Source organism: Actinoplanes sp. NPDC048988 (assembly GCF_043197815.1).
Lineage (GTDB): Bacteria > Actinomycetota > Actinomycetes > Mycobacteriales > Micromonosporaceae > Actinoplanes.
The window spans coordinates 63,272-76,811 of the sequence record NZ_JBICTW010000008.1; the positions used below are offsets into that span (position 1 = coordinate 63,272).

The 13,540-nt window shown below is 71.6% G+C and carries 11 protein-coding genes and 1 pseudogene; 4 read left to right on the forward strand and 8 right to left on the reverse strand.

The window, feature by feature from the left end; all coding sequences use genetic code 11:
* The first annotated feature begins 138 nt into the window (after positions 1-138).
* Positions 139-828 carry a hypothetical protein gene (locus ACGFJ7_RS24880; protein WP_392644064.1) on the forward strand — a complete coding sequence of 230 codons (690 nt, stop codon included), beginning with the start codon at positions 139-141 and terminating at the stop codon, positions 826-828.
* Positions 829-1,814: 986 nt separating this feature from the next.
* On the opposite strand, the gene ACGFJ7_RS24885 is transcribed toward ACGFJ7_RS24880, so the two are convergent.
* Both ACGFJ7_RS24885 and ACGFJ7_RS24890 read right to left on the reverse strand, forming a co-directional pair.
* Positions 1,815-2,243, reverse strand: coding sequence for a hypothetical protein (locus ACGFJ7_RS24885; protein ID WP_360253072.1), 429 nt, complete (start codon positions 2,241-2,243; stop codon positions 1,815-1,817).
* Between the two features lie 177 nt (positions 2,244-2,420).
* Complete coding sequence (locus ACGFJ7_RS24890) at positions 2,421-3,056, reverse strand: YitT family protein (protein ID WP_392644065.1); 636 nt, start codon at positions 3,054-3,056, stop codon at positions 2,421-2,423.
* Positions 3,057-3,115: 59 nt separating this feature from the next.
* On the opposite strand from ACGFJ7_RS24890, the gene ACGFJ7_RS24895 reads away from it, so the two are divergent.
* Entirely contained in the window at positions 3,116-4,570 is a 1,455-nt protein-coding gene (locus tag ACGFJ7_RS24895; RefSeq protein ID WP_392644067.1) for a PLP-dependent aminotransferase family protein, read from the forward strand.
* A 7-nt stretch (positions 4,571-4,577) separates the two neighbouring features.
* Here the strand turns inward: ACGFJ7_RS24895 and ACGFJ7_RS24900 are convergent, their stop codons facing one another.
* Positions 4,578-5,030 (reverse strand): pyridoxamine 5'-phosphate oxidase family protein, encoded by a 453-nt coding sequence (locus tag ACGFJ7_RS24900; protein WP_360253077.1) that lies wholly within the window; start codon positions 5,028-5,030, stop codon positions 4,578-4,580.
* A 73-nt stretch (positions 5,031-5,103) separates the two neighbouring features.
* Positions 5,104-5,445 carry a VOC family protein gene (locus ACGFJ7_RS24905; RefSeq protein WP_360253079.1) on the reverse strand — a complete coding sequence of 114 codons (342 nt, stop codon included), beginning with the start codon at positions 5,443-5,445 and terminating at the stop codon, positions 5,104-5,106.
* Positions 5,446-5,539: 94 nt separating this feature from the next.
* On the opposite strand from ACGFJ7_RS24905, the gene ACGFJ7_RS24910 reads away from it, so the two are divergent.
* Positions 5,540-6,412, forward strand: coding sequence for a sigma-70 family RNA polymerase sigma factor (locus ACGFJ7_RS24910; protein WP_360253081.1), 873 nt, complete (start codon positions 5,540-5,542; stop codon positions 6,410-6,412).
* A gap of 3 nt (positions 6,413-6,415) precedes the next feature.
* On the opposite strand, the gene ACGFJ7_RS24915 is transcribed toward ACGFJ7_RS24910, so the two are convergent.
* The 3 genes from ACGFJ7_RS24915 to ACGFJ7_RS24925 form a co-directional block, all read right to left on the reverse strand.
* On the reverse strand, positions 6,416-8,239 hold the full coding sequence (locus ACGFJ7_RS24915) for a long-chain fatty acid--CoA ligase (RefSeq protein WP_360253083.1): 1,824 nt from the start codon (positions 8,237-8,239) through the stop codon (positions 6,416-6,418).
* Positions 8,240-8,343: 104 nt separating this feature from the next.
* On the reverse strand, positions 8,344-9,594 hold the full coding sequence (locus tag ACGFJ7_RS24920) for an MFS transporter (protein ID WP_360253180.1): 1,251 nt from the start codon (positions 9,592-9,594) through the stop codon (positions 8,344-8,346).
* A 101-nt stretch (positions 9,595-9,695) separates the two neighbouring features.
* On the reverse strand, positions 9,696-10,847 hold the full coding sequence (locus ACGFJ7_RS24925; RefSeq protein WP_360253085.1) for a S8 family peptidase: 1,152 nt from the start codon (positions 10,845-10,847) through the stop codon (positions 9,696-9,698).
* Between the two features lie 110 nt (positions 10,848-10,957).
* On the opposite strand from ACGFJ7_RS24925, the gene ACGFJ7_RS24930 reads away from it, so the two are divergent.
* Positions 10,958-12,361: a PLP-dependent aminotransferase family protein gene (locus ACGFJ7_RS24930; RefSeq protein ID WP_360253087.1), complete on the forward strand. Its 1,404-nt coding sequence runs from the start codon at positions 10,958-10,960 to the stop codon at positions 12,359-12,361.
* Between the two features lie 140 nt (positions 12,362-12,501).
* On the opposite strand, the pseudogene ACGFJ7_RS24935 reads toward ACGFJ7_RS24930, so the two are convergent.
* A pseudogene (locus ACGFJ7_RS24935) lies at positions 12,502-13,533 on the reverse strand (APC family permease); the annotation flags it as partial.
* Positions 13,534-13,540 lie beyond the last annotated feature (7 nt).

Here is a 13,540-nt window from a genome sequence, read left to right on the forward strand (position 1 = left end):
GTGCCGGGCTGGTGGCGTTGCTGGCGGTTGCGGTGCTGTTGAGTCCGGGCTGGTCGTGTTGCTCGCGGCCGCAGTGTCGTTGGGTGCCGGGCTGGTGGCGTTGCTGGCGGTTGCGGTGCTGTTGAGTCCGGGCTGGTCGTGTTGCTCGCGGCCGCAGTGTCGTTGGGTGCCGGGCTGGTCGTGTTGCTGGCGGTTGCGGTGCTGTTGGGTGCCGCGCTGGTGGCTTTGCTCGCCGTCGCGGCCACACTTGGCGCGGCGCGGTGGCGTCATCTTCTAGTTGCGGTCGCACTCGGCGCGGCGCTGGTGGGATGGGCTGCGACCGCGTCTCCGCGGGTGGTGGCGCTGTTGACGTTGGTTGCGATCGCGGCCCTGTTGACGTTTGTCGCGGTTGCGCTGGTCGTGGCCGTGTTGACGATGGTTGCGGTTGCGCTGATCGTGGCGTTGCTTGCGGTTGCGCTGGGCGCGGCGACGGTGGCTCTGATGGAGTTGCTTGCGGTTGGATCTTTGCTAGTTGTGGCGCTGGGGCAGTTGCTTGCGGCTGGATCCTTGCTGGTCGTGGCGCTGGGGCAGTTGCTTGCGGCTGGATCTTCGCTGGTCGTGGCGCTGGGGCAGCTGCTTGCGGTCGGGTCTTCGCTGGTCGTGGCGCTGAGAGGGCTGCATGCGGTTGTGTCTTCGCTGGGCGCGACTGCGGAGCTGGTCGTCTCGGTGGCGTTGCTCGCGATTGTGCAGTCGGCGTTGCTCGTGGTTGCGGTCGCGCTTGCGCGGGCGGCAGCATCTTTGGCGGCGCCGCCCGCGGGACGCGTCTCTGTTCCGGCGCTGGCGACTTAGCCTCGGTGGCCTGCTGAGCCAGACGGTCGCGCTCCTCGATGCGCAGGCGGAAGAGCTTGAGCCCGTGGCGCTGAGCAAGGCCCCACGCTCGGCGCCGCTGCTGCTCCTTCCGTTCCGCATCATTTCCAGGCGACCAATTGGGCGCACGCGTGCGATCACGCATGGCGTCCATTTGCTTCCGCGAGAATAGGCCAATCTGCTGGAATCGCATGACCAATTATCCCGCCGGGCGCCAGGTGAAGCCATCCTAAATAAATGTCGATCATGCCAACTTCAATAAGCCGCCTATGAATCGCCAGGAGAGCGCTACAAAGTTACTTACGGCAATCCGCTACAGACCAAAAGAAAGGCCCGGCCAGCGTGAGCCGGAAGTTCGAGCGCAACCCCGCGCTGCCGCTTCGTGGGGACCTGCCCCGCCGAATCGGTATGCCTAGGTGGGGCTCCGAGCGCACCCCGCAGCCATCGGCCCGGCCGATCGGCGTGCGTGGGCCGGGTGTCCGAGAACAGCCCCGCACTGCCGCTCCGTAGCGAACCAGTCCGGCTGATCGGCGTGTGTGGGCCGGGTGTCCGAGCGCAACCCCGCACTGCCGCTCCGTAGCGAACCAGTCCGGCTGATCGGCGTGTGTGGGCCGGGTGTCCGAGCGCAACCCCGCGCTCCCTCTCCGTGGCGAACCGGCCCGGCCGATCGGCGTGCGTGGGCCGGGTGTCTGAGCGCAACCCCGCGCTCCCTCTCCGTGGAGATCCGCCCTGGCCAGCCGGGTACGCGTGGCGCGGCTCCGGGCGCATTCCCGCGGCGGTCGGCGTGAGTCAGGCGCCGAGCGCAACCCCGCGCTCCCGCCCCGTGGAGACCCGCCCTGGCCAGCCGGTATGCGTAAGGGAGGCTCCCGCAGCGGTCGGCGTGGGTCCCGCCCCGAGCGCAACCCCGCGCGCCCCCTCCGTGGCGAACCAGTCCGACAGGCCGGTGTGCGTCAGGCGGTCCGCCGAACTCAGCGCCCGTCCGCCAGCCTCATGCTGTACTCCCGGACCGCCGTCGCGTATGTCTGCTCGTCCAGTGTCCAGTCCGACTCGCCCGGCGTCGCGGCCCTGTTGAGCTGTGCCTGCAATGTCATCACCGCCGATGACAGGCCGCTGAACGGTCTCGTGCGCCACAACTGTTCGCCTGCCGGCGCCACCTCGACCAAGTCGTCCTCGACCACGATCAAGCCGGCCCCGGCCAGGCGGCGTACCGATTCTTCCAGGTCGGCCCGGCTGGGGACGCTGTGGTGCAGGAAGTCGGCTGCCGCCAGCAGGTCGGCCAGGCTGGCGCCGGTCACCGGTAGGGCCGCGTGTATCGCCCGGTCGCGCTCGAGGCGCTCGGCGATGACCGCGGACACGAAGATCCAAGCGTCGTTCCACTGCCAGCTGCCCGCCCCCATGCGGCAATGATGCCGCGACGGGTCCGGACTCGGAAGCGGATGTGTCGTGATGATCACAAGACTGTGATGCAACGGACGGCCTGCAAAACCGAATCAGCTAGGGGGAAGGCGGGGTCCAATACGGACACATCACCCTAAGGTGAGTGAGCGTGTATGAACCCGGATGAGTGACGCCACTCAATGGGCCAGGGCGGCCCGGGGCTCGCCCTCGCGGACCGTGCACCACGGCAGGAACAGCTGCACCAGAGGGCCGATGGCCAGCGCGTACGCGATGGTGCCGACCCCCACCGTACCGCCGAGGAAGAAGCCGACGATCAGGACCAGGACCTCGATTGACGTACGCACGAGCCGGATCGACAGGCGCGGGAACTTGCCCACGATGCCCGTCATGAGGCCGTCGCGCGGGCCCGGCCCGAAGCGGCTCCCGATGTACAGGCCGGTGGCCAGCCCGTTCAGCAGGATGCCGCCGACCAGGTAGCCGATCCGGGCCGGGATCGTGCCGCCCTCACCGAGCACCGCCAGGGCGCCGTCGGCCGCGAAGCCGACCACCACCAGGTTGGCCACCGTGCCGAAGCCGGGGCGCTGCCGCAGCGGGATCCACAGGAGCAGCACCGGAACGCCGACCAGGATGACGATCCAGCCGAAGCTGATGCCGGTGACCTCGGTCAGGCCCTGGTGGAAGACGTCCCACGGGTTGAGCCCGAGCGCCGACTCGACCATGAAGGCCATGCTGACGCCGTACAGGACGAGGCCGGTGAAGAGCTGGACGGTTCGGCGGGTGAGACGACGATCTCGGTTGCCACGTGGTTGCACGAGTGCCAGTCTGGGGGCCAATTGTAGGAAACTGAAGTGCCAATCCGCCGGAGGTGGCCATGACGACGACAATTCGCGGGGGCCAATTGGCCCGGCTGCTGGGCCAGTGGCATTCATTGCCGGGCCGCCACCGCAGTCCCGACTACGCCGCGCTGGCCGGTGCCGTGCGCGGTCTGCTGGCCGATGGGCGGTTGCCTCTGGGCGTGCGGATGCCGGCCGAACGCGAACTGGCGGAGGCGCTCGCCGTGAGCCGGACGACGGTCTCCGCCGCGTACCGCACCCTCCGGGAGAGTGGCCATCTGACCAGCCGGAGGGGTGCGGGAAGCTGGACCACCCTGCCCAACGGGCATCGGGTCGCCCCGTCCGGCCTGTGGGCCGCCGGCGACGACCACGACATGATCGACCTGGGGGTCGCCGCCTCGGCCGCGCCCGCCGAGCTGGTGACGGCCGCGCACGATGCCGCTTCCGATCTGCCGCGCTACCTGGGCAGCGCCGGCTACCACCCGACCGGCCTGGGGGAGCTGCGCGAGGCGGTGGCCGCCGGTTACTCCGAGCGGGGCGTGCCCACGACGGCCGAGCAGATCCTCATCACCGGCGGCACCCAGCAGGCCCTCGACCTGGTGTTGCGCCTGTCGGTGCCGGCCGGGTCGCCGGTGCTGGTCGAGGCGCCCACCTATCCGAACGCGCTGGCCGCGCTGTCGGCCCGCCGCGCCCGCCTCAGCACCCACGGCCTCGACACGGCCACCGGCTGGGACGGCGAGATGCTGCTGGGCGCGCTGCGCCAGACCAGGCCCCGGGTCTCGTACGTGATTCCCGAGTTCCACAACCCGACCAGCCACCTGATGGCCGCCGACCTGCGGGAACGCCTGGTGGCCACGGCCCACGCGACGGGCACCGAGCTGATCGTCGACGAGTCCTTCGTCGACCTGCCGCTGGACGACCAGGAGATGCCGCCGCCGGTGGCCGTCTTCGACCGCCACAGCCGGGTCGTGTCGATCGGCGGCATGAGCAAGGCGTACTGGGGTGGCCTGCGCATCGGCTGGGTGCGCGCGTCGGCCCCGCTCGTGCAGCGACTGGCCGCGATCCGCGTCGGCGTCGACATGGCCAGCCCCGTCCTGGAGCAGCTGGTGGCCGTCCGCCTCATGCACCAGGCCACCCAGATCGTCAAGGCGCGCCGCGAGGAGCTCCGCCAGCAGCGTGACGCCCTGGTCACAGCCCTGCGAACGGCACTGCCGGAGTGGAGCTTCGTGCTGCCCGCCGGCGGCGTCTGCCTGTGGGCCGAACTCGACGGCCCGATCTCCAGCGCCCTGTCCCGGGCCGCCGAGGACGTCGGCGTCCGCCTGGCCCCCGGCCCCCGCTTCGGCTTGGACGGCACCCTGGAACGCTTCCTGCGCCTCCCGTTCACCCTCCCCGCCGAGGACCTGATCGAGGCCGTACGCCGGATAGCCACCGTCCGCCACGACCTGGACCACGCCACAGCCCCGTCCTGGCGCTCCCCGACAGTCATTGCCTGACGAACGGTCAGACCAGCCAGGCGCCGTCGCGCATGAGGGTGCGGCCGGCCAGCTCGTTCACCTCCCGCCAGGCCTGAACGCGCTCCGGCCGCAGGACGAGAAAGGCGTAGGAGTCCCCGGCCGTACGCGGATCCCAGTCGTTCTGGGCGGCATAGGCCTCCCCGGCCGGCCCGGACTCGCCAACCGGAATCGTCCTCTCCAGCACGGCATCGATGAGAACCACATCGCGGGTCCCGCCGAGGGCGACCCGGGCCCGCCCGTGCGCGGCGAGGTTGCGCCCGGTCGGCGACCGCGTGTCGGTGGCGAGCAGAACCCGCTCCTCGAACCACGCGACGGTCAGCGGAACCAGGTAGGGCTCGTCACCGTCGGCGGTGGCCACCCACGCGTCGGCGACCGGCGCACTGAGTTTCGCCAGCACATCGGCCTTGCGCTCCACCGGCGAACGGGGTTCCTCGGCCATCGCGGTCCTCCTCGACTCGGCTCTTTCTATCAGCCCTCAGGGGCGCCGCCGGTGCGGCGCCCCTCGGTGCGGGTTACTCGGCTGTGCCCTGGAAGAGGCCGAACAGGTTGCCGTCGGCGTCGCGGAGGGTGGCGGTCAGGCCGCCGCCGCCGACGTCCTTGGCCGGCTGCTCGACCGTGGCACCCGCGGCGGTCAGGGTCGTGGTGGTCGCCTCGATGTCGTCCACGTGGTAGTACGTGATCGGGCCCGCGGCCACGTCGCCGTGCGGGTTCAGGCCGATCTCGGGGGCGCCCGACGGGCGGAAGCCCACGTAGTACGGCTGGTCCATGTAGGGCTCCGTGCCGAGCAACGCCGTGTAGAGCGCCTTCGCCGCGGTGAGGTCCTTGACCGGGATGGTGATCGTACGGATGGGCATGGCTTCTCCTCGGTGAGCAGGTAACGATGTCTGTCACAGCGGACCGGGGCGGCCCGTCACAACGTATGACGGGTGCCGAACGAGAGGTGTGACGATGAGCGAACTGGATCTGCTGGCGGAGCGCTTCGAGGCCGACCGCGCGCATCTGCGGGCCGTCGCCCAGCGGATGCTCGGCTCGGCCGACGAGGCCGACGACGCGGTGCAGGAGACCTGGGTGCGGCTGAGCCGCAGCGACACCAGCGACGTCGGGAACCTGACCGGCTGGCTGACCACCGTGGTCTCCCGGGTGTGCCTGGACATGCTGCGTTCCCGGGCCGCGCGGCGGGAGGATCCCACCGACCTTCCCACTTCGGCGTACGACGACGAGCCCGGCCCCGAGCAGCAGGCGCTCCTCGCCGACGCGATCGGGCCGGCGCTGCTCCTCGTGCTCGACACGCTCGGCCCGAGCGAGCGGCTGGCCTTCGTGCTGCACGACATGTTCGCCGTGCCTTTCCCGGAGATCGCCGAGATCGTCGGTTGTACGCCGGCGGCCGCGCGCCAGCTGGCCAGCCGCGCCCGGCGGCGGGTGCGGGGGGAGCCCGTACCGGACGACGACGGCACCGACCGGCGGCGGGCCGTGGTGAGCGCTTTCCTGGTGGCCGCCCGGGCCGGTGACTTCGGCGCCCTGCTCACCCTGCTCGACCCGGGAGTGGTCCTGCGGGCCGACCCCGAGGCCGTGCGGATCGGGGCGACCGCCGTGCTGACCGGCGCGAACGAGGTGGCCGGCCGCTTCAACGGCGGCGCCCAGTCGGCGCGCCTCGCGTTCCTCGACGGCGAGCCGGGCCTGGTCTGGGCGGTCGGCGGTCAGGTCCGCGTCGCCTTCGTCTTCACTTTCGAAGGTGACCGGATCGGCCGGATCGACCAACTGGCCGATCCGGCCGCCCTCGCGGCGATGAGCGTCGACATCCGCCCCAACAAGGAGCTCTGAGGGTCAGATCTGAGCGAGCGAACCCGCGTACATCTGGTCGATCTGCTCGGCGAAGTTGGTCTCGACCGAGCGCCGCTTGATCTTCATCGACGGGGTGATCTCGCCGGCCTCGATGCTCAGGTCGCGGGGGAGGATCGCGAACTTCTTGATGGTCTCCCAGCGGTTGAGCTTGCCGTTGAGCTCCTGGACGTAGCCGTCGATCAGCTGCTGGGTCTCGGGCGCGCAGCAGATGTCCTGGTAGCTCCGGCCCGACAGCGGGCCGCTGGCGGCCCAGCCCTTGATGGCGTCCTCGTCGAGCGAGATCAGCATGGTGACGAAGTTGCGGGCCTGGCCGATGACGACCGCCTGCGACGTGTACGGGCAGACCGCCTTGAACATGCCCTCGATGGCGGACGGCGCGATGTACTTGCCGCCGGACGTCTTGACCAGGTCTTTCTTGCGGTCGGTGACCCGCAGGAAGCCGTCGGCGTCGATCTCGCCGATGTCGCCGGTGCGCAGGAAGCCGTCGGAGGTGAACGCCTCCTCCGTCTCCTTGGGCAGGTTGTGGTAGCCGCGCATGACGGGGGCGCCGCGCAGCAGCACCTCGCCGTCGGTGTCGATGCGGCACTCGAGGTCGCCCAGGGGCAGGCCGACCGTGCCGATCTTGAGCTTGTCGAGGCGGTTGACGAAGTTGGCCGCGCTGCTCTCGGTGAGGCCGTAGCCTTCCATGATCGGCAGGTTGGCGGCGGCGAAGAACTCGGCGATGTCGCGGCTGAGCGGGGCCGAGCCGCTGACCAGCACGCGCAGGCGCCCGCCGAGCTTGGCCTGCAGCTTGCTGAAGACCAGGCGCTCGGCCACCGCGAACTTGAGCTTGAGCCCGCCCGGCAGCGGCTTGCCGGCCTGCTCGAGCGCGACCTTCTGCTTGCCGACCCCGACCGCCCAGTGGAAGATCTTGGCCTTGGCCCCGCCGCCCTCCAGCGCCGTGGTGACCGTCTTGTTGTAGACCTTTTCGAAGATGCGGGGGGCGGCGCACATCAGCGTCGGCTTGACCACCGAAAGCATGTCGACCAGCTTGTCGACGCGGCCGTCGACGTAGGTCGGCACGCCCACGTGGATGATGCCGCAGAGCAGCGTCTTGCCGAACGAGTGCGACAGCGGCAGCCACAGGTACTGCAGGTCGGTCGACTCGAACAGGCCGAGCCCCTGCTGGGCGACGCCCTCCCAGGTCCAGCCGGCGTGCAGCAGCTGGACGCCCTTGGGGCGGCCGGTGGTGCCGGAGGTGTAGATGAGCGTGGCGAGGTTGCCGGGGCCGATGGCGGCGACGACCTCCTCGATCAGCCGGGGGTTGTCGCGCAGGGCGACGGCGCCGCGCTCCTCGAGCTCGGTCAGCGTCAGCTGGGGCGGGGTGGCGCCGGCGTCGGCCGGGCCGTCGATGAGGACCACGTGGGTCACCGCGGTGTCGACGCCGGAGATCTTCAGCGCCTGCTTCGCGTTCTCGGCGATCAGCACCTTGGAGTCGGAGTCGGCGATGATGTAGCTCGCGTCCTCGGGCTCGGTCGTCGGGTAGACCGTGGTGGTGGCGGCGCCCGCGCAGTTGATGCCCAGGTCGGCAAGGACCCACTCGAACCGGGTGCCGGACAGGATGGCGACCCGGTCCTCGAGGCCCACGCCCAGTCCGCGCAGGCCCGCCGCGATCGCCGTCGCCCGCTCGCCGACCTGCGCCCACGTGTGCCAGACCATGCCGGTGTCATCGGCGTTGGGCACGGCGAAGGCCTGGCCGTTCGGCGTCGCGGCCACCCGCTTGAAGAACATGTCGGGGATCGACCGGTAGGGGACCTCGAGAGCCATCGGCGCCGCCTTCAAGTGCAGGAACGGGGGATTTAACTTGCTTGTTACCGCAGAGTATTGGTGACGGGGCGGGAGGGCTAGTGGCGCGGCGCCTCACTTCGAGTCTATCGATCGGGAGACGAGGTCGTCTCACAGCGTGAAACCGGCGAGTAACTGAGAGAGCGCAGAGCGGGGGCGAGCGTGGCCGTGACCGCCGAGACGGCGACGGCGGCGGCGAAGACCAGGATGGCGAGGCGGGCGCCGCCGGTGGTGACGAGGAAGCCGGCCAGGATGGGCGCGGCCGCGGCGGCGGACATCGCGGCCATGAAGATGACGCTGAGGACGCGGCCCTGCAGGACGTCCGGGGTGATCGCGGCCTGGTGGGCGAAGAGCGCCGCGTTGCAGGCGGGGCCGGCGAAGACCGCCGCCGCGACCGGCGCGGCCGTGGCGACCCCGATCTGCGGGAGCGCGCTCACCGCCAGCAGGGCGAAGGCGGCCCAGCACAGCGAGCGGATCAGCCTCGCGAACGGCAGCCAGCGGCACAGCGCCGGCGCGGCCAGGGCGCCGAGCAGCCCGCCCACGCCGACGATCGTCTCGGTCAGGCCGATGACGCCGGGCGCGGTGCCGTGGTCCTGGAGCGTCACGATGATGGTGAAGATCGTTCCGGTCAGGGCGAAGTTCAGCGGCGCCGCGATGATCAGCACCGACCGCAGGAACGGGTTGGTGAAGACGAACCGGAGTCCCTCGGTCAGGGCCGCGAGGTGGCTGCCGGGCCGTTCCCGCGAGGTCTGCATGGGCTTGCGGATCAGGGCCACTCCGAGGAGCGAGGCCAGGTACGACACCGCGTTGCCCACGAAGGGCAGGGCGTGGGTGATGCCGAAGAGCAGGCCGCCGAGCGGGGGGCCGGCGAGCGAGGCGCCGTAGCTGCGGGCCTCGTTGCGGGCCACCGCCGCCGGCAGGTGCGGCTCGGAAACGAGGCTGCGCAGGGCCGCGTGCTCGGTGGTGTTGAAGAACGCTCCGCAGACCGCGTCGATCACCGCCACCACGATGATCGTGGCCAGGTTGGCGTGCCCGGTGACGACGGCGACGGCCAGCGCGGCGAAGGCGATCAGCCGGACGACGTCGCAGGCCAGCAGCGCCGTGCGGCGGTTGATCTGGTCGGCCAGGACCCCGGCCGGCAGTCGGCAGGCGAGCTTGGCGACCTGGGCCGCGGTGCCGACCGCGCCGGCCTGCACGGGCGAGCCGGTCACCTCGAGCACGAGCAGCGGGACGGCGAGCTGGGCGATGGTCGCCCCCAGGTCGGACAAAGTCTGACTTGTCCACAGGAGATTGAACTCGCGGTTGTGCCACAGGCTAGGCACTGTCCGCGATTCCATGGTCACCCAACGCAGGATATGTACTGCATTCCCTGTCGCGCACGACTCCGGCCCGCGCTTGGCACGCGGGCCGGACGTCGATCCGTACGAAAGAGAAGGGTTTATGGGGCCAGGTAGAGCAGGCGGTTCGGGGAGCCGGTTCCGGGGCTCGTGACCACATTGGGCGTGGCGCCGTTGACGAGGCTGTCGCGGACCTGGGCGGGCGTGAGGCTCGGGCTGCCGGAGAGGACCCGGGCCGCCGCGCCGGCCACGTGCGGGCTGGCCATCGACGTGCCGCTGATCGTGTTGGTGGCGGTGTTCGATGTGTACCAGTCCGAGGTGATCGACGAGCCGGGGGCGAACAGGTCGAGGCAGGTGCCGTAGTTGGAGTAGCTGGCGCGCGCGTCGGTGCTGGTGGTGGCGCCGACGGTGATGGCCGCGGCGACCCGGGACGGCGAGGAGTTGCAGGCGTTCGCGTTGGAGTTGCCGGCGGCCAGGGCGTAGGTGACGCCCGAGGTGATCGACCGGGAGACGGCGCTGTCGAGGGTGCTGCTGACGCCGCCGCCGAGGCTCATGTTGGCCACGGCCGGCTTGACCGCGTTGGTGGTGACCCAGTTGACGCCGGCGATGACGCCGGCCGTGGTGCCGCTGCCCGAACAGTTCAGCACGCGGACGCCGACCAGGCGGACCTGCTTGGCGACGCCGTACGTGGTGCCGCCGACCGTGCCCGCCACGTGCGTGCCGTGGCCGTTGCAGTCGACGCCGCCGGAGCCGACCGCGTCGTAGCCGTACGACGCCCGGCCGCCGAAGTCGCTGTGCGTGTACTTGATGCCGGTGTCGATGATGTACGCGGTGACGCCCGAGCCCGTCGTCGTGTACGAGTAGGTGGTGCTCAGCGGGCGGTTGCGCTGGTCGATGCGGTCGAGGCCCCAGGTCGCGTTGGCCTGCGTGGCCAGCAGCGAGACCGTCTGGTTCTGCTCGACGTACTCGACGTCGGGGCTCGCCGCGAGACGCTTGGCCTGGTACGCGGTGAGGCCGGCCTCGTACGCGTTGATCGTGCCGAAGCTCTGCCGCACCTGGCCGCCGAAGCTCTTGGTCAGGGCCGCCGGTGATTTGGCGCCGGCCTTGAGGACCACGATGTAGCTGCCGGGCACCGCGTTCGCCGTGCCGTCCAGGCGGATCTCGCCGGTGGCGGCGGCCGCGGCCGGGGTGGCCGTCGCGGCCGCGGTGATCGCGGCGAGCACGCCCGCGACCAACATGCGTCTGTTCGCCATGCTCTTCCTCTCTCGGCCCCGTGATATTGACAAGCTTCACTAACTGTATACGGAGGGTCACGAGAGGGCGACATATCGTATGGGCCATATCGGGGCCTCAAAATGGGCTGGTGGATCTGATCATTCCGCCCGGCGGGAACAAGACCGCCGCCGTGTACCGGGCCCTCCGGGAGGCCGTTGTGGACGGCCGGTTGCCCGTGGGCTCCCGGCTTCCGGCGACCCGGGTCCTCGCCGCCGACCTGGGGATCGCGCGGGGCAGCGTGGCCGGCGCCTACGAACGGCTGGCCGCCGAGGGATACCTGTCGGCCCAGGTGGGTGCGGGCACCTTCGTCGCCTACCAGCGGCCCCGGCCGGCGTCGCGGCGCGAGGCCGGGGCGCTGGCGCCGCGAAAGGGCTGGGCCTTCGCGCCGTTGCCGACGAGCGGGGGCGCGCCGCCGCCGCGCTACGACTTCCGGGTCGGTATCCCGGACGCCGGCCTCTTCCCGTTCGAGGCCTGGCGGCGCCTGCTCGTCGCCGAGACCCGGCTGCGGGCCAACAGCCTGGGCACGTACGCCGAGCCGTCCGGCCACCCGGCCCTGCGTGCGGCCATCGCGCGATATCTGGGCGTGGCCCGGGGCGTGCGGGCGAGCGCGGCCGACATGGTGATCACCAACGGGACGCAGCACGCCCTGGACCTGATCGGCCGGGTCCTGATCACGCCGGGCGACGTGGTCGCCGTCGAGGACCCGGGATACCCGCCGGCCCGGCGCCTGTTCGCCTCGCTCGGCGCGCGGGTGGCCGGAGTACCGGTCGACGGCGAGGGCCTGGTCGTCTCGGCCCTCCCGGCCGCGTCCACATTGGTCTACACGACGCCGTCGCACCAGTTCCCGCTCGGCCGGGCGATGAGCGCGGGCCGCCGCCGCGAGCTGCTCGACTGGGCCGGCCGCCGCTCGGTGGCCATCGTCGAGGACGACTACGACAGCGAGTTCCGTTTCCTGTCCCGCCCGCTGGAGCCGCTGTACAGCCTCGACACCGCGGGCCGGGTGCTGTACGCCGGCACGTTCTCCAAGAGCATGCTCCCGTCGCTGCGCACCGGCTTCCTGCTCACCCCGCCCGGCCTGCGCGACGCGCTGGTGGCGGCGCGGCAGATGGGCGACGGGCACGGTCAGCCCGCCGTGCAGGCCGCGCTGGCCCGCTTCATCGACGACGGCCTGCTGGCCCGCCACGTGCGCAAGGCCGGCAAGGCCTACGCCGTGCGGCACCGGCGGCTGGTCAGCGCCTTGCGCGGCGCCGCCGGGCTCGACGTCATCCCGTCCGCCGCCGGCCTGCACCTGGCCGCGCTCACCGCCGCCGACTCGACGGCGGTGACCAGGGCGGCCGCGCGGGCCGGGATCGGCCTCGACGACCTGCGCACCTACTCCGCCGACGAGTCCACGGCGCAGACCGGTCTCGTGTTCGGGTTCGGCGCGGCCGACCCGTCACTGATCGGCGAGGGGATCGCGCGTCTGGCCGGGATCTTGGCCCGCCACGCCTGATACGCGATCGCGCCCGCCGCGACGACCAGGCTGAGCAGCGCCGGCGGCCCGGTCAGCCCGAGCAGGGCGACCACCGCCACGAACGCCACCGCGGCCACGACCCGCTGCCGCCCGGCCAGCAGCTTGACCGCGGCCGCCGTGCCGATCACGTAGACCAGCGTGAAGCACCCGGTGACCAGCAGCATCATCGTGTGCAGGTCGATCGGCAGCGCGATCGACACCAGACTGCCGATCAGCACGGCCAGCAGCGCCTTGCGCGGTGTGCCGAACGGCCGCGCCGGCAGTGCCCCGTCACGGGCCAGCGCCGCCCCGAGCTGCGACGACCCGGCGAAGTACGCGTTCACCGCCCCGGCCGTCAGCAGCAGCGCCACGACCGCCGTGAGCGCGCGCACCGGCCCGCCCACCCCGGCCGCGAGCAGGTCGGCCAGCGGCGCCTGGCTGTCGCCGAGCGCCGGCCCGAGAACCAGCACGCTGGTGACGGCCACGGCCAGGTAGAGCCCGCCGACCACCATGACCGCGATCGCCGTGGCCCGCGGAACGTCGCGCCGCGGATCGCGATATTGCCCGGACAGCGACGACACCGCTTCCCAGCCGGCGAAGCCCCAGATGAGCACGGCCACGGCCGTGCCGACGCCGGCCCAGCCGTGCGGCGTGAACGGCGTCAGGTTGCCCCACCGCGCGTGCGGCAGCGCGGTGATCACGGTGAGGAGCAGCAGCACGGCCAGCGTGCCGGTGAGGGCGAGTTGAGCCCGGCCGGAGACCCGCAGCCCGAACCAGTTCATCGCCGCGACCGTGCCGACGACGACCAGGAAGGTGCCGATCACCGTGGCCCGGCCGCCCCCGATCACGTCGGCCACGTAGCCGCCCGCGAACGCGGCGGCGGCCGGCGCGCCGAGCGGTACCGCGAAGAAGAAGCACCACCCGACGGCCGCGGCGGCGCGTGGCCCGAAGGCCAGCCGGACGAAGGTGGAGACACCGCCGGCGTCCGGATGTCGGGCCCCGAGCGCCGCGAAGGTCCAGGCCAGCGGCGCCGAGAGCACGATCAGGGCGGCCCAGGCGACCAGCGAGGCGGGGCCGGCCACGTCAGCGGCCAGGGCGGGCAGGGAGATCACGCCGGTGCCGAGCACGGCACCGACGCTGAGGGCGGTGCCCTGAGCCACGGAAAGCTTCATGCCGATG

What these genes read in the sequence shown, in the direction of transcription:
- ACGFJ7_RS24885 (WP_360253072.1), bottom strand. Translation starts at nt 2,243, where the DNA reads ATGGGGGCGGGCAGCTGGCAGTGGAACGACGCTTGGATCTTCGTGTCC.
- ACGFJ7_RS24895 (WP_392644067.1), top strand. Translation starts at nt 3,116, where the DNA reads ATGACGACGACAATTCGCGGGGGCCAATTGGCCCGGCTGCTGGGCCAG.
- ACGFJ7_RS24900 (WP_360253077.1), bottom strand. Translation starts at nt 5,030, where the DNA reads ATGGCCGAGGAACCCCGTTCGCCGGTGGAGCGCAAGGCCGATGTGCTG.
- ACGFJ7_RS24905 (WP_360253079.1), bottom strand. Translation starts at nt 5,445, where the DNA reads ATGCCCATCCGTACGATCACCATCCCGGTCAAGGACCTCACCGCGGCG.
- ACGFJ7_RS24910 (WP_360253081.1), top strand. Translation starts at nt 5,540, where the DNA reads ATGAGCGAACTGGATCTGCTGGCGGAGCGCTTCGAGGCCGACCGCGCG.
- ACGFJ7_RS24915 (WP_360253083.1), bottom strand. Translation starts at nt 8,239, where the DNA reads ATGGCTCTCGAGGTCCCCTACCGGTCGATCCCCGACATGTTCTTCAAG.
- ACGFJ7_RS24920 (WP_360253180.1), bottom strand. Translation starts at nt 9,594, where the DNA reads ATGGAATCGCGGACAGTGCCTAGCCTGTGGCACAACCGCGAGTTCAAT.
- ACGFJ7_RS24925 (WP_360253085.1), bottom strand. Translation starts at nt 10,847, where the DNA reads ATGGCGAACAGACGCATGTTGGTCGCGGGCGTGCTCGCCGCGATCACC.